We start from the raw sequence: 21792 nt of genomic DNA, 5'->3' as shown, positions 1-21792 counted from the left end.
ACAGCACAATGTAACCATGACCTCCTCCACGCCAGCAGTCGACAGTGCGCTCATCCAGGCACCGAGCCAGCTTCCCGCCCAGCGGATGGGCGCCATGTTGGTCGGCATGTCCGTACTGCACTTCGTGGCGCCGAACCCGTTCGACACGATCGTTCCCGCCGAGTTGCCGGGCAGTGCGCGGTTCTACACCTTGGCCTCGGGTGTCGCGGAGGGAGCGACGGGCGCGATGCTGCTGGTCCCACGGACCCGGCGGATCGGTGCGCTGGCGGCCGTCGCGCTGTTCGTCGGCGTCTTCCCGGCGAACGTCAACATGGTCCGGCTGTGGTGGGGCCGGGGCTGGCCGGCCCGCATCGGTGCGCTCGCCCGGCTGCCGCTGCAGGTGCCGATGATCACCCAGGCGCTCAAGGCCTACCGCAACGCGCCGCGTTAGGCAGCCTCCAACAGCGCGGCCAGATCGTCGGCGCCGGGCAGCTCATCGGGCGCCACCGTCACGCCGCTGCGCACGTAGTGGAAGGCCGCCCGCACCGACGACACCGGGACTCCCCGCATCGCGGCCCACGCCAGCCGGTAGACGGCCAGCTGAATCGCGTTCTGCCGCAACGCCTCCGGGGTGGTGGGCGCCTCGCCGGTCTTCCAGTCGACCACGGTGACGCCACCGTCGTCGTCGGCGAACACGGCGTCGATGCGGCCGCGGACCACGGTGCTGGCGAGCACCATGTCGAACGGCGTCTCCACGTCGACCGGTGTGCGCGTGGCCCACGGTGAGAGCGCGAACGCGGCCTGCAACTCGGCCAGGTTCTCCTCGTCGGCGCGGCCAAGGTCGCCGTCGACGGCCCCGGGCAGGTCGTCGAGGTCGAAAAGCCGCTCGGCGCGGTAGAACCGCTGCACCCAGTCGTGGAACGCGGTGCCCAGCGAGGCGTGCGGGTCGGGACGGACCGGCAGCCTGCGCTGCAGACGCTGGGCCGCGCCCGCGGGATCGCGACCAATGTCCACCAACGCGCTGACCGACAGTTGAGCAGGCAGTGTGACGGGCGGACGTTCCAGCGCACGCTCGCGTTCGGCCAGCAGGGCGTCGACGTCGGCCGCCCAACCGTCCACGTCACCAGTGTCGGCTGTGTCTGCGTCGGGGCCGCCACCACCCAACACCGACGCGACCAGCGCGGCACCCCGATCCAATGCCACCCGGGCCGCACCCGCGGGGTCGGCTGGCCACGATCGCTCGGTAACCGATTCCTGCAGCGGATTCCGATCACCGTCGGCCGGGGCGGGTGCCCACGCGTCGACGACACCGCAGGCGTCGCCCTCGGCCGCCGACTGCTCGATCACGTCGCGGATCTCGACGAGGAACTCCGATGGGCCCCTCGGCTTGAGCTCGGTGGCACCCCAGTGGTGGCCCGTCAGCAGCAGCGTGTCCTCGGCACGGGTGAGCGCGACGTACAGCAGGCGGCGTTCCTCGTCCACGCGGCGCTGGTCGAGGCGACGCTTGTGTTCGGTGATCTTGTCCGACAGCGCCTTCCTGTCGTTGACGTCGCTGGTGTCGAGCACCGGCACGCCGTGTTCGGACACGGTCGCGCGGTCACCGCGCAGCAGCGGCGGCAGGTCGGCCGGATCCGACAGCCAGGTGCGCGGCGACGCGGTCGACGGAAACACCCGACCGCTCAGGTGCGGCACGGCGACGACCTGCCATTCCAGCCCCTTGGCGGCGTGCACCGTGAGGATCTGCACCCGGTCGTGTGCGACGCTGAGCTCGGCGGGCGCCAGCCCGTTCTCCACTTCCATGGCGGCGTCCAGGTAGCCGAGCAGACCGGGTACCGACGCCCCGGGCCGTCCGGCGAAGTCGGCCACCACGTCGGTGAACGCGTCGAGATGCTCCGTCCCGCTCCAACCGGCCGAAACCATCCGCGCCGCACGCACTTCGGCGTCGACGCCAAGCATGCGCCGCACCTCGGCGACGACGTCGGGCAGCGGATGGTGCAGCTGCGCGCGCAGTACCGTCAGCTCGCGGGCGAGCGCCACGATGCGTCGGTGCCCTTCTGGCGAGTAGCGGTCCACCGGTCCGGGGTGGCCGATCGCGTCGGCCAGGCACGCGGAGTCTGCGTCCGGTGCGGCGGACGCCACGATCTCGGCGACGGACGCGTGGTCGGCGGCCCGACCGGAGTGGTCGAGTTCCACGGCGCGCCGCCACAACGCGGTGACGTCGGCTGCGCCCAGCCGCCAGCGCGGCCCGGTCAGGACCCGCATCGCGGCGGCCCCCGCGGCGGGGTCGGCGGCCAGCCGCAGCATCGCCACCACGTCGGCGACCTCCGAAATGGCCAGCAGGCCGGCCAACCCGACGACCTCGACGGGCACACCGCGCGCGGTCAGTGCGTCGGCGATGGGCGCGGCGTCGGCGTTGCGGCGGACCAGCACCGCCGTCGTCGGCACCGCCGCCCCTGCCCCACGGGCATCGTGGTAGATCCTGGCCAATTCGTCTGCCACCCAGTCCCGTTCGCGCGCTACGTCGTTCAGCAGTGCGCATCGGATGGTGCCGGGCTGGGCGTCGGGGCGGGGCAGCAGCTCACGCACGGCCACCGAACGGCGGCGCGCCTCCGTCGACACCGCGTTGGCGAGCCGCAGTGCACGGGGCGGGTTGCGCCAGCTGGTGCGCAGTTCCAGAATCGGCGCCTGGGTGCCGTCCGAATGGCAGAAGTCCGTGGTGAACCGCGGCAGATTCGTCGCCGACGCGCCCCGCCAGCCATAGATCGACTGGATCGGGTCGCCGACGGCGGTCAACGCGAGCTCGTCGTCCACACCCCCGCCGAACAGCGACGACAGCGCGACCCGCTGGGCGTGGCCGGTGTCCTGGTACTCGTCGAGCAGCACCACCCGGTAACGCGCCCGCAGTTCCGCACCGACCTGGGGGAAGGCGGCTGCCAGACGGGCCGCCGCCGACATCTGCATCCCGAAGTCCATGACGTTCTCGGCCCGCATCCTGGCGTGCAGCGCGTCGACCAACGGGACGAGCTCGGCGCGCTCGGTCTGCGTGGCCAGCATCTTGAGCAGCGACTGGGTCGGCCCCCGATCGCGCTGCCGTGGCCCGGCCGGAAGCGTGTGCACCAGCCGCTCGAGTTCGAGGTGGGTGTCGCGGAGCTGATCGGTGTCGACCAGGTGTTCGGCCAGCTGCCCCGCCAGGCGCAGCACCATCGCGGTCACCGCGGCGGGCGACTTCTCGGTGTCCAGCGGGCCGGGGTGCCCGCACACCACGCGAAACGCCAACTGCCACAGCTCGGTCTCGCTGATCAGCCGGGTCGAGGGCTCCACCGGCAGCAGCAGGCCGTGCTCGCGCAGCAGGGTCCCGGCGAAGGCGTGATAGGTGGCCACCGTCGCCTGTTCGTCGACGGTGCCGCCCGGCCCTCCGGGAATGAGACCCGCACCGGCGAGCCGGGCCAGCCTGGTCCGGACTCGGCGCAGCAGCTGGCCTGCCGCCTTGCGGGTGAAGGTCAACCCGAGCACCTCACCCGGACGCGCGTAGCCGTTGGCCACCAGCCACACCACCCGCGCGGCCATCGTCTCGGTCTTGCCCGCGCCCGCCCCCGCGATCACCACCAGTGGCCCCGGCGGCGCCGCGATGACCGCGGCCTGTTCCTCGGTCGGGGCGAACATGCCGAGCGCCTCGGCCAGTTCGGCGGGGCCGTAGCGGGCGGTCACGACCGGCCACCGATCGCGGCCTGCGCCGGACAGATCGCCCGCACCGGGCAGTGCGCGCACCCGTCGTTGATGCGTGCGACGAACTCAGGACCCTGCGTGGCGGCGGCGGCATGCCGCACCGACTCCCGCCATTGTTCGCGCCCCTCGGCGGTCATCGGGTCCTGGTCGCGTTCGCATGCCCCGGCCGAGCCGACCTTGCCCAGATAGACCAGGCGCCCCCCGCCCGCCTGATCACCCTGCAGCAGAAGACCTTCGGCGATGGCCAGCTGATACGCCGCCAACTGGGCGTGCCGCTGGGCGTCGTCCTTGGTGACCGGTGTCTTGCCGGTCTTGACGTCGACCACCACCAGCCGACCCTCGGCGTCACGCTCCAGCCGGTCGACCCGGCCGCGCATCCTCACCCCCGGCCGCAACCCGTCGGCCGGCTCCACGACGCCGTCCACGTCGACCTCGGCACCGACCTCGGTGAACTCGCTGCGCGTCGCGGCCCGCCATTGCGCGAACGTCGACAGCATCACGCGGTGGCGCTGCAACTCGTTGGCCGAGTGCCACTGCGAGTCGAACGGCAGCTCCGCCCAGTGCCGTTCGAGCTCGGCGATCATCTGCTCCTCGCTCTTGTCGGGGTCGGCGACGAGCGCGTGCACCAGCGACCCCAGCGCCGAGCGGACGTCGCGTCCGTCGGCACCGCCGTGGCGTTCCAGCAGCCAACGCAGGGGGCAGTCGGTCAGCGTCTGCAGCCGCGACGGCGACAACGTCACGACGTGGCCCTCCCCCGACCACAACGGGTCGTCGGTGGACAGCGGCGTCGTGCCGTACCACTGCGTCGGGTCCGCGCCGGAAACCCCGGCCGCCGCCAGGCGCGCCAATTGTGCTGCGGCACAGGCACGCGACGCCTCATCGACCGTCTCGGCCGGCGCGCACACCACCGCACGCAACCGCCCGACCAGCGCGGCGGGCGCCAACACCCGTGGCGCGTGGATCGGGACGGGCTCGGTATCCGCGTCGCCCTCGGTGGCCAGCGCCGCGAGCTCAGCACAGAACGGCGACGGCAACGCCGACTCGTCGCCCTCGTCACCGTCAACCGCCGTCACGACGACGTGCGAGCGGGCCCGGCCCAACGCCGAGACGAGCAGCCTGCGCTCCTCGGCCAGCAGCGGCGCCCTGGTCGACACCGCACGGGACATCGGATCGTCGACGCCGTCGAGCACATCGACCAGGTACTGCGTGCCGAGGATGCCGCCGCGCGGAACGGTGTTGGGCCACAACCCCTCCTGCAGGCCTGCGATCACCACGACCTCCCATTCGCGGCCCAGCGCGGCGTGCGCGCTCAGCAGGGCGACGGACTCACCTGCCCGGCGGTCATCCCTGCCGATCACGGGCAGCGCCATCGCTCGCACGTGGTCCACCAGGCCGGTCAACGATGCACCCGCAGTCCGCGTCACGTACTGCCCGGCGACGTCGAACAGCGCAGTCACCGCGTCGAGGTCGCGGCCCGCCTGGACCCCGCCCGACCCTCCGCGTTCGGTCGAGGTCAGCCAGCGCCGTTGCAGGCCACTCTGGTGCCATGCCTGCCACAGGGTGACCCGGGGATCCCGCCGATCCGTCTCGCCGCCCCTGGCCGCGTTGAGCACCGCGGCGACCCGACGCAGCGGCCGGGCGAGCTGATCCGGCAGGTCGGGCAGGCCTCCTGGGCTGCCCTCGAGCGATCCGACGAGCAGGTCGGCGAACTCACGCGGCGGCTGGCTTCCGTCGGCCCGGCGCAGCGCGCGACGCAACTGCCGCAACGACACCGGGTCGACGCGGCCGATCGGCCCGGTCACCAGCGATGTCGCCCGGTCACCGTCGAGGCCATGGATGGTGGCGTCCAGCACCGTCAACAACGCGGCCACCGCGGGGTGTTCGGCCAGGGTGGTCGCCGAGGGCTGATCCACCGGCACCCCGGACGCGGCAAGGGCGCGGGCCAGCGACGCTCCGGCGCGTGGCACCGACCGCACGATCACGGCCATCGCCGACCAGGGCACGCCGTCGATGAGGTGTGCGCGGCGCAACGCGTCCGCGATCAGCGCAGACTCGGCGTGCGGTGACGCCGCGATCCGCACGCTCAGCGACCCGTCCCGTTCCTCGTCTCCGGTGATTTCGCGGGCCGCGTCCGCACCGGGCAGCCGCCGCGCAATGCCGGTGACCGCGCGAGCGACGGCGGGCGCGCAGCGGTGCGACGCCGTCAGTTCGACGGCAGGCGACGCGTCGTCACGCAACAGCTCGGGATCGGCGCCGCGGTAACCGAATACGGCCTGGTTGGGATCCCCGGCGATGACGCTGAGCTCTGCGCCCGCGGCCAGCACCCGGACGAGCCGGGCGGCCTGTGGATCGAGGTGTTGAGCGTCGTCGACCAGCAGCAGCTGAATGCGTGCGCGCTCGGCGGCCAGCAGCTCCGGGTCCATGGCGAACGCCTCCAGTGCGGCACCGACGAGCTCGGCCGCACCGAGTGCGGGCACGGTCGCCTGCGGCGCCGCCATGCCAACGGCCGACCGAAGCAACATCACCTGCTCGTAGACCTGGGCGAACCGGCCCGCGGCCACCCACTCGGGACGGCAGGCCCGTCGGCCGATGCGTTGCAGCTCAAGCGGATCCACCCCGCGTTCGGTGCAGCGCGCCAGCAGATCGCGCAGTTCGGTGGCGAACCCGACGGTGGGCAGCGCGGGCCGCAGCTGGGCCGGCCAGCGGACCGACGAATCGTCATCGTCTTCGAAGTCGCCGGCCAGCAGTTCGCGGATGATGCCGTCCTGCTCGGCGCTGGTGATCAGCCGCGGCGGCGGATCCCCGTTGCGGCGAGCCGCCTGACCGAGCACCGCGAAGGCGTACGAGTGCACCGTTCGGACCAGCGGTTCGCGCACCGCCGCACGCCCTGTGGTGCCATCGCCAAGCAGCGCCGAGGTGACCGCCGCCCTGGCCTGCATGCCGAGCCGTGCCGAACCGGTCAGCAGCAGAACGGATTCGGGGTCGCAGCCCGCGGTGATCCTGCCTGCGGCGATCCGGGTGAGCAGGTGCGACTTGCCCGTGCCGGGGCCGCCGAGCAGGCGCACGGTGCCGTGCAGGCCGGGCTCGGTCAGCGCGGCGGGCGACAGGTCGACGTGCGAAGCGGGCATGACGGCATGACACCACGGGGGTCCGACATCATTCGGAGCTGGGGGTACCCCCGCTTGCGGGGGAGAGCGAAGCGACCCGGGAAATGACACAGTTACCTGCCTGCTGGCAGCATCGATGCCGTGGCCTCCAATACCGACGCGCTGAACACCTACCGCTACGGCCCGGCCGGGCCGCCCCAGATCCTGGCCATCCACGGACTGACCGGACACGGCCGACGGTGGGAGCCACTGGCCAACCGGCATCTGCCCGAGTTCGCGATCGCCGCGCCGGACCTGCTCGGCCACGGCCGGTCGTCATGGGCCGCACCGTGGACCATCGAGGCCAACGTGGCCGCGCTCGCGGCGGTGCTGGACGCCGATTCGACGGGCCCGGTGACCGTGGTCGGACATTCGTTCGGCGGCGCGATCGCGTTGAGCCTCGCGGAGGCGCGGCCCGATCTGGTCGCGGCGGTGGTGCTGCTCGATCCCGCCGTCGGCCTCGACGGCGCTTGGATGCACGAGATCGCCGACTCGATGATGGATTCGCCGGACTACACCGACCGCGACGAGGCACGCAACGAGAAGATCTCGGGCTCTTGGGCCGATGTCGCCGAGGCCGACGTCGACGCCGAACTCGACGAGCACCTGGTCGCGCTGCCGAACGGACGCGTGGGCTGGCGGATCAACATCCCGGCGATGATGTCCTACTGGAGCGAGCTGGCCCGGCCGTTCGCACTGCCGCGTCAGGGCACGCCCACCGCCTTGGTCCGCGCCGCGCGAACCGATCCGCCGTACGTCTCCGATGAACTCGTCTCGGCGCTCGACGCACGGCTCGGTTCCGACTTCACTCTGCTCGAGTTCGACTGCGATCACATGGTGGCCCAGGCCAAACCGGTGGAGACCGCCGCGGTGATCCGCAGGCACGCGGGCTGACGTGGCGGCGATCACCGACGAGCAGGTCGAGAACGTGCGTGCCCTGGTCGCGTCCATACCTGCCGGCCGGGTGGCCACCTACGGCGACATCGCCGACGCGGCAGGGCTTTCCAGCGCGCGGATCGTCGGGTGGATCATGCGCACCGACTCGTCGGATCTGCCGTGGCACCGTGTGCTCGGCGCGTCGGGTCGGCCCGCTGCCCACATCGCCACCCGACAGCTGGAACTGCTTCGCGCCGAAGGGGTGCTGGCCATCGACGGCCGGGTGCGCCTGGCCGAGGTGCGCCACGAGTTCTGACGTTTGAGATTGCGCGGCGGGAGAAGCGTCTAGAGGACCAGACGAACCAGCGCCGCGGTGCGGGCAAGGCCGGGGAACGCCGCTGCCGTAGATCGCGGGTGCAATGCGTGCACGGCCAGCCGGAACATCAACGCGCGCAACAGCATCTGCGGCCACTCCGGCAGGGACGTCCACCGCTCGACCAGCCCGTCGTCGGCCTCACCCCAGGCCATCGCATCGACCACCACCACCCCGGCGGCCCAGGTCGCGGGCCGCCAGTACGGCGTGATGTCGGTGATGCCTGGCGCGGTGGTGCCCGCGAACAGCACGGTGCCGTATAGGTCGCCGTGCACCAACTGGCTGGGGGCGCGCGTCGGCCTGCGCAGCGAGGCAAGCTGATTGATCAGCTCGATCGACCGCTGCCCGTCGGCCGATCCGGGCGCGACCTGCGCGCCGGGCGGCAGCGTATGCAGTGGACGGTCCTCCCACGCCGCACGGTCGGCGGCGACGAAGACGTCCACATCGGACCACGGCACGGACGGCGGCTGGGTCAGGAAGCGCGGACGTTCCAGGCGCGCGGTGGCCTCGTGCAGCCGCACCGCGGCCGAGACGACCTCGTCATGCCGCGGCTCGGGGGTGCCGGTCACGAATGTGTCGGCGCGCCAACCGGCGACCACGTAGCGGCCGTCGGTGGAGCGCACCGGGCGGGCCAGCCGCACACCGTCGACGAAGAGCGTCTCGCGCACCTTGGCCGACCATGCCGCGCGAGCGTGATCGGCCACCATGGACAGCACGACCTCGCCGCAGCGCCAGCCTCCCTCCCAGTTCGAACCGAGCGGAGCCGGTCGAAGTCCGGTGAGGCCGAACGCAGCCAGCACATGATCAGGCGGCTGGTCGACAGTCACAGAGCTCAGACTAAGCCGTGCTCCGGCTAACCAGCCGTCAGTACATCACCATGTCGGGTTCGAGTTGCTTGGCCCACGCCACGATCCCGCCCTGCAGGTGCAGCGCGTCGGAGAATCCCGCCTTCTTCACGGCCGCCAGCGCCTCGGCCGACCGCACGCCCGTCTTGCAGTACAACACCGGGGTCCGGTCGTGCGGCAGCTTCGCGAGCCCGTCGCCGGCGTCGATCGTCGACTTGGGCACCAGTTCGGCGCCTTCGATGTGGTTGATGTCCCACTCCACCGACTCGCGTACGTCGATGAGCGCGATGTTGCGGCCGGAGTCGAGCATCTCGCGCAACTCGCGGGGCGTCACGGTGGAGTCGGCGGCGGCCTCGGCGGCGGCGTCGGACACCACCCCGCAGAACGCGTCGTAGTCGATCAGCTCGGTGATCTTCGGCGTCGCCGGGTCCTTGCGAATCTTGATGGTGCGGTAGGTCATGTCGAGCGCGTCGTAGACCATCAGCCGACCCAGCAGCGGATCGCCGATGCCGGTCAGCAGCTTGATCGCTTCGGTGCCCATCACCGACGCGATCGAAGCGCACAGGATGCCCAGCACGCCGCCCTCGGCACATGACGGCACCATGCCGGGGGGTGGCGGCTCGGGGTACAGGTCGCGGTAGTTCAGGCCGCGCCCGTCGGGGGCGTCCTCCCAGAACACCGACACCTGCCCCTCGAACCGGTAGATCGAGCCCCACACGTAGGGCTTGCCCGCGAGCACCGCGGCGTCGTTGACCAGGTAGCGCGTCGCGAAGTTGTCGGTTCCGTCGAGGATCAGGTCGTACTGGGCGAACAGGTTCACCGCGTTGTCCGATTCCAGCCGGACCTCGTGCAGTCGCACCTCGACCAGCGGGTTGATCTCCTTGATCGAGTCCCGCGCGCTCTGCGCCTTGGACCGGCCGATGTCGGACTGGCCGTGAATGATCTGGCGCTGCAGGTTGGACTCGTCAACGACGTCGAACTCGACGATGCCGATGGTGCCAACGCCCGCGGCGGCCAGGTACAGCAGGGTGGGCGAACCCAGCCCGCCTGCGCCGATCACCAGCACACGGGCGTTCTTGAGCCGCTTCTGCCCATCCACCCCGAGGTCGGGGATGATCAGGTGGCGGCTGTAGCGCGCAACTTCTTCGCGCGTCAGTTCAGTGGCTGGTTCCACCAGCGGCGGTAACGGTGTCGACATCGGCACGCTCCTCGATTCGAAGTCTAGGCCTATGACAATCACACCAGGCATTGCCATTCAACGGCAATCCCGGCGCGAACCTTCCCGGGGGCCGCGCTCGCGCCGGGGCGTGGCGAAACTCAGGCGATGGGGTACGGCCACGGGTTGAACCGGCACGACTTGCCGTCGGCCTTGACGGATTCCGGGTCGAACTTGGCGTCGTCATCATTGCTGATGGAGAAGGTCTGCTGCATCATCACCGGCGCCAGCGCGCCGTTCTCGCCGCACGGTTCGTGACGCTGATACCCGATGGCGTGGCCGACCTCGTGGTTGACCAGGTACTGCCGGTAGGAGCCGACGTCACCCTGGAAGGGTACGGCGCCGCGCTCCCAGCGGGCCTCGTTGACGAAGACGCGGGGCTGGCCGTCGAGGTAGGCCGGGTTGTAGCAGGACGATTCGATCGGGATGTCGTAGCCGCAGCCCTCGCGCACGGTCATCGGCGAGGTCAGCGACACCCGGAAGTCCGGCTGCCCGTTGTCGATCCTGGTGAACGCGAACTGCGGGTTGTGGGTCCAGCTCTTGGGATTCGCCAGGGTCTCGCTGACCATCCGCGCGAACGCCTCGTCGCCACCGAACGCCGTGGTGTCGATTCCGTCCTCCACCTCGACGGTGTAGGTGAACGCCTTCGCCGTGCCGTCGCCGACCTTCGGGGACGTGCCGGGCACGATGTGCCACGTCTTGGTGCCCGCGTCGGTGTAGGGCCCGCCGTCGGGCAGGATGCCGGTCGGCAGGTTGGCGTCGAACTGGGTCATGCCCTTGGGCGGCGCACCGACGATGGCGGTGCTGACCGGGTCGATCGTCGGCGGTCCCTGAATCGGTCCTGCGTCGTCGACCGGTTTCGTCGTGCCGATGCCGGTAATCGTCTGGTACACGACGACCGCGGTGAGCACGATGAGCACCGGCAGTGCGTAGGCGCGCCAGCCGTAGGTCGACAGGAAGCGGCCCAGCCAGGTCTGCTTGCGCCACTGCTGACGGTCGTCGCGATTGGATCGCGTCCGTCCGGAGTCGCCTGCCACCGGATCGCGCTGCGCGCGAAGCGGCTCCCGCCACTCGTTGCGCAGCACGGGTACGCGACCGCCGCCCCTATTTGTCCCGTCGCTTCGCTCGCCCCAGTGACGCCCCGGGTCGTAGGTCACCGAACCAGGATGGCACAGCGCGGCACCCCGGGCCTTTCCGGCGCGCCACCGGACGGTGCCCGGCGTCGAGATCACGCCCTCCCTCAACCAACGGTAGTAATGTCGGTCGGATGGTCGGCCGGTCCCGAATTCCCCTGCCCGGCACGCAGCACCGATCCAGATTGAGGACTGAATGAGCGAGCTCGCCAACGCCGGAAGGAGACGCGCGCAAGTGACGGCCGGTGACGGCCCGACGAGCCGCTCAACCGGCGGCAACCGGCGTGGCAACCGACTGCCCCGTGACGAACGCCGCGGGCAGCTGCTCATCGCCGCCAGCGAGGTCTTCGTCGAACGGGGCTACCACGCGGCGGGCATGGACGAGATCGCCGACCGGGCGGGCGTCAGCAAACCCGTGCTGTACCAACACTTCTCGTCCAAGCTGGAGCTGTATCTGGCGGTGCTGCAACGGCATGTCGACAACCTGGTGTCCGGCGTGCGGCAGGCACTGCGCACCACCACCGACAATCGCCAGCGGCTACGCGCCGCGGTCCAGGCGTTCTTCGACTTCATCGAGCACGACGGCCAGGGCTACCGGTTGATCTTCGAGAACGACTACGTCACCGAACCGCAGGTGTCGGCGCAGGTGAAGGTCGCCACCGAATCCTGCACCGACGCCGTGTTCGACCTGATCAGCCGCGACTCGGGGCTGGAGGCGCATCGCGCCAGGATGATCGCGGTCGGCCTCGTCGCGGTCAGCGTGGATTGCGCGCGGTACTGGCTGAACAGCGACCGGCCGATCTCGAAGGAGGCCGCGGTCGAGGGCACGGTGCAGTTCGCCTGGGGCGGTCTGTCACACGTGCCGCTCACCCGCGGCTAGCGGTTACGCCTTCTTGGCGGAATCCGCCAGGATGCCGAAGCCGACCCGACGCCCGTCGGAAGCACCGATCTCGACGTAGGCGATCTTGGTGGCCTGCACCAGGAAGAGCCGGCCCTTCTCGTCGGTGAGGCTCAGCACGCCCGAGCCCGTGCCCAGCGCGTCGGTGACCAACTTCTGCACCTCATCGTGTGTCTGCGCGCTGCTGAAGATCAGCTCGCGCGGGCTGTCGGTGATACCGATCTTTACCTCCACGCTGGACCCTTTCCGTTGGTCTGTGTCCTACCTCGAGAAGGCTAGTGGACGCCGGAGGCCCGCGCCGCCACGGTCGCTTCGCGTTCCGCGAACACCGCGGCGACGTCACGCGAACCGAGTCCTGACCGTGACCTGGCACCCCGCGCGGCAACCTCACCCGTCACTTCCGTCCCGATAGCATCGGCCGAGTTCACCTTTCGAACACCCGCCAAGCGACCTGGGAAAGTGTGATGAGCAGGCAGTATTCAACGCGTTCACCGTATTCGGCGCCGTCTGGGACGCGACGCACCGAAGACTCCGCAGAGCAGCACCCCGGCCATTCGCGCTACGGGGACCACGGCGCTGCCGGGGGCTACGCCTCGCGTGCCGACCGCACGGGCTCCGCCGAGACCGAGGTCCTCGACGACGTCGAGGATTTCGATGACTATGACGAGGACTACGACGAGTACGACGAGTACGTCGACCCGATCGATCGCCGGTGGATCTGGGTCGCCGGGGTGGCCGGGGCGATCCTGCTCGTCGCGGTGATCTGCACCGTGGTCATCCTCGGTGGAGGTGACAGCGGCTCGGTGTCGAAGACCGTCAGCCCGCCCGCCGCCACCACCAGTCAGGCCCCGACGGCCACCGCAGCGCCGCCCGTTGCCACGTCACGAGCACCCGTGCCGGCCCCTGGACCGTTGACCCCCGAGACGGTCACCACCGTCGCACCCGAGCCGACAGCGAGTGCCGAACCCGCACCGACCGCACCGGCCGTCGCTGCGCCGGACCCGCGCACGATCACCTATCAAGTGACCGGCACCCGTCAGCTCCTCGACATGATCACGGTGATCTACACCGACCAGCAGGGTGCCCTGCAGACCGACGTCAACGTGGCGCTGCCGTGGACGAAGACGGTGGTGCTGGACCCCGGCGTCAACCTCACCTCGGTGACCGCGACGAGCCTCATGGGTCAGCTGAACTGCTCGATCACCGATGCCGGTGGCGCGGCGATCGCGGCGCAGACCACCAACTCGATGATCTCCACCTGCACTAAGTAACCCTCCCCGGGTGACCTCTCCAGGTCGCTTCGCTCGGTAGCGAAATCGCTTACGCAAGGCCGAGTTCCCGCATGCGTGAGTTGTGCGTGCGCTGCAACCGGTCGAAGAACTCGGTGAGCCTGACCAGGCCCTCACCGCTCGCAACGACGAGGTCGACGAGTTCGTCGTGCTCGGCGAGCACGAACTGGGCCTGTGTGATGGCCTCGCCGAGCAGTCTCCGCGACCACAGGGCCAGGCGGTGGCGCTGCTTGTCGCTGGCGGTGACGGCGGCCTTCACCTCGGCGACGACGAACTGGGAGTGACCGGTCTCCGACAGCACGGCCCGCACCACGCTGGCCGCCTCGGCGGGCAGCGCGTCGGCGATCTCGAGGTAGAAGTCGGCGGCCAGCGCGTCACCGATGTACGTCTTGACCAGCGCCTCCAGCCAGGTGCTCGGCGTGGTCAGGCGGTGATAGTTCTCCAGCGCGGAGGCGTACCTGGTCATCGCGGGCACCACGTCGACGCCCCGCCGGTCCAGCGCGTCCCGCAACATTTCGTAGTGGTACATCTCCGCGGCGGCCATGCTGGCCATGTTGATCCGGCCGGCCAGATTGGGCGCCATCCGCGCCTCGTCGGTAAGCCGGTAGAACGCCGCCACCTCGCCGTAGGCCAGCAGCGCAAACAACTCGGTCACGCCAGGATGGTCGACCGACACGCCCGGAGTCACGGGGTTCACCGTCTGGTCGGGCGGGGTCGAAGTCATGGCCCAACTGTAGACGCCGACCAGCGCGCCGACCGCCCTGGAAAACCGGCCAGCTATCATGTAGTAGGAAGTGGCTCCAGACGGTAGGCCGCGACCAAAGAAATGTGCGTGCACGAAGTTGGCCCGCCTCCTCGAAGGCCAGGGCCCGGTGCTTTCTCGTCAGACTCGTGCGCGCTAGGACGCCGCGAGGATTGACTACGAAAGGTTACGTCGGCAACGCATGACTTCTATCTCAGAACAGACCACTGAAACCACTACATCATTTGCTGAACTCGGCGTGCGCGAGGAGATTGTCCGCGCACTGTCCGAGAGCGGCATCGAGCACACGTTTGCCATTCAGGAACTGACCCTGCCGCTCGCGCTCGCGGGCGACGACCTGATCGGCCAGGCCCGCACCGGCATGGGAAAGACCCTGGCATTCGGTGTGCCCCTGCTGCAGCGCATCGTCACCGACGGCGAGCGGCCCCTCAACGGCATGCCGAGGGCGCTGATCGTGGTGCCCACCCGTGAGCTGTGCCTGCAGGTCTACGACGACCTGTGCAACGCTGCCAAATACCTGCAGGCCGACGACCGCAAGTTGTCAGTCGTCTCCATCTACGGCGGCCGCCCCTACGAGCCGCAGATCGAGGCCCTGCAGAAGGGCGTCGAAGTCGTCGTCGGCACGCCCGGTCGGCTCCTCGACCTGGCACAGCAGGGCCACCTGCAACTCGGCGGTCTGTCGGTGCTGGTGCTCGACGAGGCCGACGAGATGCTCGACCTGGGCTTCCTGCCCGACATCGAGCGGATCCTGCGACAGATCCCCGATGAACGGCAGGCGATGCTGTTCTCGGCGACGATGCCCGACCCGATCATCACGCTGGCCCGTACCTTCATGAACCGGCCGACGCACATCCGCGCCGAGGCGCCGCATTCGTCGGCCACGCACGACACCACCAAGCAGTACGCCTACCGCGCGCACGCTCTGGACAAGGTCGAACTGGTCACCCGGGTGCTGCAGGCCAATGGCCGCGGCGCGACGATGATCTTCACCCGCACCAAGCGGACCGCGCAGAAGGTTTCCGACGAGCTCGCCGAACGTGGTTTCAAGGTCGGCGCCGTGCACGGCGACCTGGGCCAGATCGCCAGGGAGAAGGCGCTCAAGGCCTTCCGCACCGGCGAGATCGACGTGCTGGTCGCCACGGACGTCGCCGCCCGCGGCATCGACATCGACGACATCACGCACGTGATCAACTACCAGATTCCCGAGGACGAGCAGGCCTACGTGCACCGCATCGGCCGCACCGGTCGCGCAGGCAAGACCGGAATCGCCGTCACGCTCGTCGACTGGGACGAGCTGCCGCGCTGGACGATGATCGACAAGGCGCTGGGCCTGAACATCCCCGACCCCGCCGAGACCTACTCCAACTCGCCCAACATCTACGCCGAGCTGGACATCCCGACCGACGCCACCGGATCGATCGGCGCGGCGGCGCGCAGCACCAACGGGAGCAAGGATCGGCCGAAGCGTGAGGCACGCGACGGCGAGCGGCCTGCGCGCAACCGCGACCGCACCCGGCAGCGCACTCGCGGCGCCAGTTCCGGGACGGGCCACGTGGAGAACACCGAGCAGAGTCCGGCGGTCGCCAACGGCGAGGCCGCGCCCGCCGAGGGCAGCAGCCCGGCGCGCCGCAGGCGCAGGCGTCGGCGTCCCAACACCACCGCCCCCACCGCCGGCTAGGCGAGGTCACAAACGCTCGATGGTCAAACCGGAACGCCGCACCAGGGGCGACCTGCTGGTGGCAGCGGCGATCGTCGCGGTCATCGCCGTCGCCGCCGGGCTGATCTGGTGGACCAGCGACGCGCGGGCAACCGTCAGCCGCCCGGCCGCGACGCCGGTCCCCGCGCTGAAATCCGCCAAGGACGTGCCTGCCACGCTGCGGGAACTGTGGACAGCGCCCAGCCCGGCGACCACCCAGCCGGTACTGGCCGCGGGCGCCGTGGTGACCGGAGCCGGCCGACAGGTCGACGGGCGCGACCCCGCGACCGGCGCAGTGCTCTGGAGTTATGCGCGCGACGTCGACCTGTGCGGTGTCACGTCGGTGTATCAGAACGCCGTCGCCGTCTATCCCGACGCCCGCGGCTGCGGCCAGGTCAGCACCATCGACGGCAAGACCGGTAGGCGCGGCCCGAGCCGCACTGCCTACGCCGATCCCGAGGTGAGGTTGTCCACGGACGGCACCACCGTGCTGTCGGCCGGTGACAGCCGCCTCGAGCAGTGGCGCTCCGACATGGTTCGGATGAACAGCTACGGCGCGCTGGACGCCCGGATCAAGCCCGACGTCCCCGCGCAGCCGCTGTGCCGCCTGGTGTCGGCCGCCGCGAGCCCGTCGGCGGTGTCGGTGATCGAGTCCTGTCCTCAACAGCCCGACGAGCGGCTCACTCTCCTGCGACCGGACAAGGAGGAGGACCAGCCGCTGGTGAAGCACGTCGCGCTGCCGGGTGTGCCCGCCGACTCCGACGCCCAGGTGATCGCGGTCTCCGAAACCACGACCGCCGTGTACCTTCCGACGCCCAAACCCACCGTCAACGTCATCGACGAGACCGGCAACACCGTGTCCAGCACGCTGCTGCCCAAGCCGGCGTCGCCCGATGCCACCATGTCGCGGGCGGGTGACCTGATCACCTGGTGGACGGGCGACAGCGTGATGGTCTTCGACGCCAACGGGCTGCACTACCGGTACACCGTCAGCCCCGTCGGAGGACAGGCGCCGGTGGGCCCCGCGACGATGCTCGCAGGCAAGCTGCTGGTGCCCGTCACGACGGGATACGACGTGTTCAATGCCCAGACCGGGGCCGGGCAGAGCCACATTCAGCTGATCCGACCGGCCAGTACCGCCCCGGTGGTGCCGGCGGTCGCCGGTAGCACGCTGCTCGAGCAGCGCGGCGGCACGCTGGTGGCGTTGGGCGCCTAACGGCTAGACGTCGGGACTGAAGCTCGAAAGGGCCTTGCCCGACTTCCAGTGCTTGAGCAGGTCACCGGCCAGCTGACGATAGGCATTGGCGCCCTTGTTCTTTCGTCCCGCCAAGACCGACGATCCCGACGCGCTCGCCTCGGCGAACCGCACGGTACGCGGTATCGGCGGCCCCAGCACCACCAAGCCGTAGCGGTCCGCGACGTCGAGCAGCACGTCGCGGCTGTGCGTGGTGCGCGAGTCGTACAGCGTCGGCAAGGCGCCGAGCAACTGCAGGTCGGCGTTGGTGATCTGCTGGACGTCGGTGACCGTCCTGAGGAACTGGCCGACGCCGCGGTGGGCCAGCGTCTCGCACTGCAAGGGCACGATCACGTCGTCGGCGGCGGTGAGCCCGTTGAGCGTCAGCACCCCCAGCGACGGCGGGCAGTCGATGATCACCACGTCGAAGTCCGGTGCGACCTTGGCAAGGGCCCGCTTGAGCGCGTACTCGCGTCCAGCCCGCATCAGGAGCATCGCCTCGGCCCCCGCCAGGTCGATGTTGGCGGGCAACAGCGTCATGCCCTCCACCGTCGGCACCAACGCCGTGCTCGGCTCCACGTCGCCGAGGAGCACCTCGTGGATCGACACCGTCAGCTTGTCCGGGTCCTGGCCGAGCGAGAACGTCAAACACCCTTGCGGATCAAGATCGACGAGCAACACCCGTCGCCCCTTCTCCACCATCGCCGCACCCAACGACGCCACCGTCGTCGTCTTGGCGACCCCACCCTTTTGATTGGCGACCGCTAGTACCCGCGTCACGTGTTCATCCAAGCACGCGCGCGGAGCATCGGCCTCGGCGTGCGGCAGAATCGCCCGGTGTGAGCATCGAACGGCACCGACTGCTGCTACTCCGCCACGGTGAGACCGAGTGGTCCAAGAGCGGCAAGCACACCGGCCGCACCGACCTCGAACTCACCGAGACCGGGCGTGAACAGGCCAGGCTCGCCGCCGGGGCGCTCGCCGACTTGCAACTGCGCGATCCGGTGGTGATCAGCAGCCCGAGGCGCCGGGCGCTGGTCACGGCCGAACTCGCCGGCCTGACCGTGGACGAGGTGACGCCGCTGCTGGCCGAGTGGGACTACGGCGACTACGAGGGACTGACCACGCCGGAGATCCGCGAGAAGGTGCCCGGCTGGACGGTCTGGAAGTACGGATGTCCCGGCGGTGAGAGTGTCGCCGCGATCAGCGAACGTGCCGACCGCGCCGTCGGCCTTGCGCTGTCGCACATGGAGTCGCGCGATGTGGTGTTCATCGGACACGGCCACTTCTCGCGTTCGGTGATGACCCGTTGGATGGAACTGCCGATCTCTGAAGGGATCCGGGTGTCCATGGCGGCCGCATCGATCGCGGTGTGCGGTTTCGAACACGGCGTTCGGCAGATCGCCGCGCTCGGCCTGACCGGCCACGTCAACCCGTGCCTGCCCCCGTGACGGCCGAACCGTCCTTCGTGATGACGGGCCGCGCCGGGGTGATCGTGGCCGACGGCGTGCACACCGCCTACCCAAGACTCGACGACGCCAGGGCCGCACTCGCCTCCGGTGACGTGCCGATCGTGTTGGGCGCCTTGCCCTTCGACATGACGCGCCCGACCGCGCTGATGCGGCCGGGGACGGCTCGGTTCGTCGACACCCTGCCCGATTGGCCGCGGCGTGACCTGCCGACGGTGCAGATCGCGGAGACACTGCCTGCCCCCGAGGTGCACCGTGCCCGCATCGCCGAGGCGATCAAGCGGCTGAACGATCCGAGTTCCGGCCTGCACAAGGTGGTGCTGGCGCGGGCATTGCGGTTGGTCGCCGACGGCCCGCTGGACGTGGCGACGGTCCTCAACCGCCTCGCCGAAGACACCACTGCCAACGCCTATTTCGCTGATCTGACCCCGGCGGGAGCGGGGTACGTTGGTGCGGCGCTCATCGGTGCGAGCCCCGAACTGCTGGTGGCACGGCGCGGCGACGTGGTGACGTGCCGGCCGTTCGCAGGTTCCGCACCCCGCTCGGCCGATCCCGCCACAGACCGGGCCAGCGGTGCCGCGCTGGCCGAGTCGGCCAAGAACCTCCACGAACACCAACTGGTCGTCGACGAGATGCGCAAGGCGCTCGAACCGCTGTGCGTCGACTTGTCGATCGCTTCGTCACCGGAGCTGTCCAGTACGTCAGCGGTGTGGCACCTGAACACCCCCATCACCGGTCGGTTGCGTGAGTCATCCACCACGGCACTGGATCTCGCGATCGCATTGCATCCGACACCGGCAGTGGGCGGGGTACCCGCCGCCGCCGCGGCCGAACTGATCAACGAGCTGGAGGGCGACCGCGGGTTCTACGCCGGGGCGGTCGGATGGTGCGATGCGGCAGGCGACGGCCGCTGGGTGGTGTCCATCCGCTGCGCCCAATTGTCGCCCGACCGGCGCACCGCCGAGGCACGGTCGGGTGGCGGCATCGTCGCCGAATCCGATCCCGACGACGAGGTCGCCGAGACCACTACGAAGTTCAGAACCATCACGTCTGCGTTGGGAGTCGAGAAATGACCGTAGAAATCCGCCGGGTACGCCCCGGCGACGAGACCGCGCTGACGGCGATGGTGCACGAACTGGCGGCCTTCGAACACGCCGCCGTCGAGTGCACGGTCACCGAATCCCAGATGCGCACAGCGCTTTTCGCAGACTCGCCGACGGTGCACGCGCACATCGCAGAGCTCGACGGCCAGCCCGCCGCCTGCGCACTGTGGTTCAAGAACTTCTCCACGTGGGACGGCGTGGCGGGCATCTACCTCGAGGACCTGTTCGTCCGGCCACAGTTCCGCAGGCACGGTCTGGCTCGCGCGCTGCTGGCCACACTGGCCGGCGAATGCGTGGCAGGCGGCTACACCCGGTTGTCCTGGGCCGTACTGGACTGGAACGTCAACGCCATCGCGCTGTACGACTCGGTCGGCGGCCGCCCGCAGAGCGAGTGGATCACCTACCGGGTGTCCGGCCCCGAGTTGTCCGCCCTGGCCGGTTCCTGAGCCGTCGCCGCCGACGCCCACTGCAGTGCCGACGGGCTGAACAACAGCACCAGTGCACCCACCGCGACCAGGGCAACGGGCACGCCATAGGCCCACCGTTGCGAGCCGACGGCGATGTACCACGCCACCGGCAGCAGGAGAAGCTGCGCGAACACCGCGACGCCGCGGCCCCATCGCCTGCCGGTCCACAGGGCCCATCCGGCGGCAATCACTCCGGCACCCATGACCGAGTACCAGGCAGCGGTGCCGTACCCGCTGATCGCCTTCTCGTGGGCGCCACCGATCGCCCGCACCACCAGGACCACGGCCACGACGACCAGCGCGGCACCCTCGAGTGCCACCACCACACCCGCCTGACGCACCGTCGCCGGTGCGGGAACGATCACGTCGGCCAGCGTAAACGGTTCCAGTTAGGCTCATGTCCCGTGCGCGCCGTGCTGATCGTCAATCCGAACGCGACATCGACCACACCCGCCGGACGCGACCTGCTCGCGCATGCGCTGGAGAGCCGGGTCAGCCTGACCGTCGTGCATACCGACCACCGCGGCCACGCCATCGAGATCGCCAGGGACGCGGCGCGCGACGGGATCGACGTGGTGATCGTGCACGGCGGTGACGGCACGGTGAACGAAGTGGTCAACGGCATCCTCGGCGATTGCGGCCAGAGTCGGCCCGCGCCGAATGGGCCCGCGGTCGGTGTGGTGCCCGGCGGTTCGGCCAATGTCTTCGCCCGCGCGCTCGGCATCAGCCCCGACCCCACCGAGGCGACCAACCAACTCGTCGACCAGCTCGACGAACACCGCCGCGGAGGGGCCTGGCGGCGCATCGGGTTGATGGACTGCGGCGAACGCTGGGGGGTGTTCACGGCGGGCATGGGCGTGGACGGCAACGTGGTCGCCGCCGTCGAGGCCCAGCGCGAGAAGGGCCGCACGGTCACCGCTTCGCGCTACATCCGGGTGACGGTGCGCGAGATGCTGGCCGGAGCCCGCAAGGAGCCGTCCTTGACGCTGCACTTGCCCGGCCGCGAGCCGGTCTCGGGGGTGCACTTCGCGTTCGTGTCGAACTCCAGCCCGTGGACGTACGCCAACACCCGACCCGTGTGGACCAACCCCGACACGACGTTCGAGACGGGCGTGGGCGTCTTCGCGGTCACCAGCATGAACGTGTGGGCGAATCTGGGGCTGGTGCGACGGATGTTGTCCCGAAAGCCCCGGATCGAGGCCAAGCACCTGGTCCGCGACGACGACCTGGCATGGGTCCGGGTATCCAGCGACACGGCAGTGGCCTGTCAGATCGACGGAGATTACCTAGGGCTGCGCGAAACGATGACGTTCACTGCGGTGCCGGACGCGGTGGGCGTCGTGGCACCGCCCGCAAAAACCCTTTGACCTGCGGATATTCATTCACAGGATTCAATTCAGGGCGCAAGTGAGTTTAGTGTAGTACAAACGAGTAAGGGACTAGGTAACGCAGTCCCGCAGTGACGTTGCACACGTGTTAACGCGCCGCTATTGACATCTGTTCAGCCTGTGAAAGCATCGGATGCAACAGTGCAGAAACATTTCAAGTGCACGCGTTAACAGCCGAAGAAAAACTCGTG

The 21792-nt window shown here is 69.8% G+C and carries 20 protein-coding genes; 11 read left to right on the top strand and 9 right to left on the bottom strand.

All coding sequences use genetic code 11. The features are described from left to right. Positions 1-16 precede the first annotated feature (16 nt). Positions 17-430 carry a DoxX-related protein gene (locus QOC69_RS31345; protein WP_526446400.1) on the top strand — a complete coding sequence of 138 codons (414 nt, stop codon included), beginning with the start codon at positions 17-19 and terminating at the stop codon, positions 428-430. Here the strand turns inward: QOC69_RS31345 and QOC69_RS31340 are convergent. Both QOC69_RS31340 and QOC69_RS31335 read right to left on the bottom strand, forming a co-directional pair. Then, positions 427-3687, bottom strand: a complete 3261-nt coding sequence (locus QOC69_RS31340) for an ATP-dependent helicase (protein WP_526446416.1) — start codon at positions 3685-3687, stop codon at positions 427-429. The two genes, QOC69_RS31345 and QOC69_RS31340, sit on opposite strands and share 4 nt — an antisense overlap. Beyond that, entirely contained in the window at positions 3684-6833 is a 3150-nt protein-coding gene (locus QOC69_RS31335; protein ID WP_526446399.1) for an ATP-dependent helicase, read from the bottom strand. Before QOC69_RS31335 ends, QOC69_RS31340 begins: the two co-directional genes overlap by 4 nt. Before the next feature lie 120 nt (positions 6834-6953). Between QOC69_RS31335 and QOC69_RS31330 the strand changes: the two genes are divergently transcribed. Both QOC69_RS31330 and QOC69_RS31325 read left to right on the top strand, forming a co-directional pair. Beyond that, positions 6954-7745, top strand: coding sequence for an alpha/beta fold hydrolase (locus QOC69_RS31330; protein ID WP_526446398.1), 792 nt, complete (start codon positions 6954-6956; stop codon positions 7743-7745). A 1-nt stretch (position 7746) separates the two neighbouring features. Continuing rightward, positions 7747-8043, top strand: coding sequence for an MGMT family protein (locus QOC69_RS31325; protein WP_526446397.1), 297 nt, complete (start codon positions 7747-7749; stop codon positions 8041-8043). A 29-nt stretch (positions 8044-8072) separates the two neighbouring features. Here the strand turns inward: QOC69_RS31325 and QOC69_RS31320 are convergent, their stop codons facing one another. The 3 genes from QOC69_RS31320 to QOC69_RS31310 all read right to left on the bottom strand — a co-directional run bounded on the left by QOC69_RS31320 (position 8073) and on the right by QOC69_RS31310 (position 11318). Next, positions 8073-8927, bottom strand: coding sequence for a TIGR02569 family protein (locus tag QOC69_RS31320; protein ID WP_526446396.1), 855 nt, complete (start codon positions 8925-8927; stop codon positions 8073-8075). Positions 8928-8964: 37 nt separating this feature from the next. Beyond that, positions 8965-10143 (bottom strand): adenylyltransferase/sulfurtransferase MoeZ, encoded by a 1179-nt coding sequence (moeZ, locus tag QOC69_RS31315; protein ID WP_526446395.1) that lies wholly within the window; start codon positions 10141-10143, stop codon positions 8965-8967. A 119-nt stretch (positions 10144-10262) separates the two neighbouring features. Next, on the bottom strand, positions 10263-11318 hold the full coding sequence (locus QOC69_RS31310; RefSeq protein ID WP_526446415.1) for a DUF3152 domain-containing protein: 1056 nt from the start codon (positions 11316-11318) through the stop codon (positions 10263-10265). Between the two features lie 172 nt (positions 11319-11490). Here QOC69_RS31310 and fasR point away from each other — a divergent pair, with 172 nt between their 5' ends. Then, the gene (gene fasR, locus QOC69_RS31305; protein ID WP_526446394.1) at positions 11491-12174 is read left to right on the top strand and encodes an HTH-type transcriptional activator FasR; all 684 of its coding nucleotides are present in this window, start codon (positions 11491-11493) and stop codon (positions 12172-12174) included. 3 nt (positions 12175-12177) lie between these two features. Here fasR and QOC69_RS31300 read toward each other — a convergent pair whose 3' ends face one another. Next, the gene (locus tag QOC69_RS31300; protein ID WP_526446393.1) at positions 12178-12426 is read right to left on the bottom strand and encodes a DUF3107 family protein; all 249 of its coding nucleotides are present in this window, start codon (positions 12424-12426) and stop codon (positions 12178-12180) included. Positions 12427-12656: 230 nt separating this feature from the next. Between QOC69_RS31300 and QOC69_RS31295 the strand changes: the two genes are divergently transcribed. Next, positions 12657-13463, top strand: a complete 807-nt coding sequence (locus tag QOC69_RS31295; RefSeq protein WP_526446392.1) for a hypothetical protein — start codon at positions 12657-12659, stop codon at positions 13461-13463. A 49-nt stretch (positions 13464-13512) separates the two neighbouring features. Here QOC69_RS31295 and QOC69_RS31290 read toward each other — a convergent pair whose 3' ends face one another. After that, entirely contained in the window at positions 13513-14205 is a 693-nt protein-coding gene (locus QOC69_RS31290; protein WP_526446391.1) for a ferritin-like fold-containing protein, read from the bottom strand. Between the two features lie 220 nt (positions 14206-14425). On the opposite strand from QOC69_RS31290, the gene QOC69_RS31285 reads away from it, so the two are divergent. Both QOC69_RS31285 and QOC69_RS31280 read left to right on the top strand, forming a co-directional pair. Further along, positions 14426-15922 (top strand): DEAD/DEAH box helicase, encoded by a 1497-nt coding sequence (locus QOC69_RS31285; protein ID WP_526446390.1) that lies wholly within the window; start codon positions 14426-14428, stop codon positions 15920-15922. A 19-nt stretch (positions 15923-15941) separates the two neighbouring features. Then, positions 15942-17156, top strand: coding sequence for an Rv3212 family protein (locus QOC69_RS31280; RefSeq protein WP_526446389.1), 1215 nt, complete (start codon positions 15942-15944; stop codon positions 17154-17156). Positions 17157-17159: 3 nt separating this feature from the next. Here QOC69_RS31280 and QOC69_RS31275 read toward each other — a convergent pair whose 3' ends face one another. Beyond that, on the bottom strand, positions 17160-17954 hold the full coding sequence (locus QOC69_RS31275) for a ParA family protein (protein WP_526446388.1): 795 nt from the start codon (positions 17952-17954) through the stop codon (positions 17160-17162). Positions 17955-18013: 59 nt separating this feature from the next. Here QOC69_RS31275 and QOC69_RS31270 point away from each other — a divergent pair, with 59 nt between their 5' ends. Genes QOC69_RS31270 through QOC69_RS31260 form a run of 3 tightly spaced genes read left to right on the top strand, consistent with a single transcriptional unit; the run spans position 18014 to position 20192 of the window. After that, complete coding sequence (locus QOC69_RS31270) at positions 18014-18625, top strand: acid phosphatase (RefSeq protein ID WP_526446387.1); 612 nt, start codon at positions 18014-18016, stop codon at positions 18623-18625. After that, positions 18622-19716 (top strand): isochorismate synthase, encoded by a 1095-nt coding sequence (locus tag QOC69_RS31265; RefSeq protein WP_526446414.1) that lies wholly within the window; start codon positions 18622-18624, stop codon positions 19714-19716. Before QOC69_RS31270 ends, QOC69_RS31265 begins: the two co-directional genes overlap by 4 nt. Beyond that, on the top strand, positions 19713-20192 hold the full coding sequence (locus QOC69_RS31260) for a GNAT family N-acetyltransferase (RefSeq protein WP_526446386.1): 480 nt from the start codon (positions 19713-19715) through the stop codon (positions 20190-20192). The genes QOC69_RS31265 and QOC69_RS31260 overlap by 4 nt, the downstream gene beginning before the upstream one ends. On the opposite strand, the gene QOC69_RS31255 is transcribed toward QOC69_RS31260, so the two are convergent. Further along, entirely contained in the window at positions 20147-20578 is a 432-nt protein-coding gene (locus QOC69_RS31255; RefSeq protein ID WP_526446385.1) for a hypothetical protein, read from the bottom strand. The two genes, QOC69_RS31260 and QOC69_RS31255, sit on opposite strands and share 46 nt — an antisense overlap. A gap of 39 nt (positions 20579-20617) precedes the next feature. On the opposite strand from QOC69_RS31255, the gene QOC69_RS31250 reads away from it, so the two are divergent. Next, positions 20618-21580: a diacylglycerol/lipid kinase family protein gene (locus QOC69_RS31250; protein WP_526446384.1), complete on the top strand. Its 963-nt coding sequence runs from the start codon at positions 20618-20620 to the stop codon at positions 21578-21580. Positions 21581-21792 lie beyond the last annotated feature (212 nt).

This window comes from Mycobacterium sp. (assembly GCF_032162105.1).
Classification (GTDB): Bacteria; Actinomycetota; Actinomycetes; order Mycobacteriales; family Mycobacteriaceae; genus Mycobacterium.
The sequence above is the reverse complement of the archived record's forward strand: the minus strand, read 5'-3'. Positions and strand labels throughout refer to the sequence as shown.

What these genes read in the sequence shown, in the direction of transcription:
- QOC69_RS31345 (WP_526446400.1), top strand. Translation starts at nt 17, where the DNA reads ATGACCTCCTCCACGCCAGCAGTCGACAGTGCGCTCATCCAGGCACCG.
- fasR (WP_526446394.1), top strand. Translation starts at nt 11,491, where the DNA reads ATGAGCGAGCTCGCCAACGCCGGAAGGAGACGCGCGCAAGTGACGGCC.
- moeZ (WP_526446395.1), bottom strand. Translation starts at nt 10,143, where the DNA reads ATGTCGACACCGTTACCGCCGCTGGTGGAACCAGCCACTGAACTGACG.
- QOC69_RS31260 (WP_526446386.1), top strand. Translation starts at nt 19,713, where the DNA reads ATGACCGTAGAAATCCGCCGGGTACGCCCCGGCGACGAGACCGCGCTG.
- QOC69_RS31295 (WP_526446392.1), top strand. Translation starts at nt 12,657, where the DNA reads ATGAGCAGGCAGTATTCAACGCGTTCACCGTATTCGGCGCCGTCTGGG.
- QOC69_RS31290 (WP_526446391.1), bottom strand. Translation starts at nt 14,205, where the DNA reads ATGACTTCGACCCCGCCCGACCAGACGGTGAACCCCGTGACTCCGGGC.
- QOC69_RS31280 (WP_526446389.1), top strand. Translation starts at nt 15,942, where the DNA reads ATGGTCAAACCGGAACGCCGCACCAGGGGCGACCTGCTGGTGGCAGCG.
- QOC69_RS31285 (WP_526446390.1), top strand. Translation starts at nt 14,426, where the DNA reads ATGACTTCTATCTCAGAACAGACCACTGAAACCACTACATCATTTGCT.
- QOC69_RS31335 (WP_526446399.1), bottom strand. Translation starts at nt 6,833, where the DNA reads ATGCCCGCTTCGCACGTCGACCTGTCGCCCGCCGCGCTGACCGAGCCC.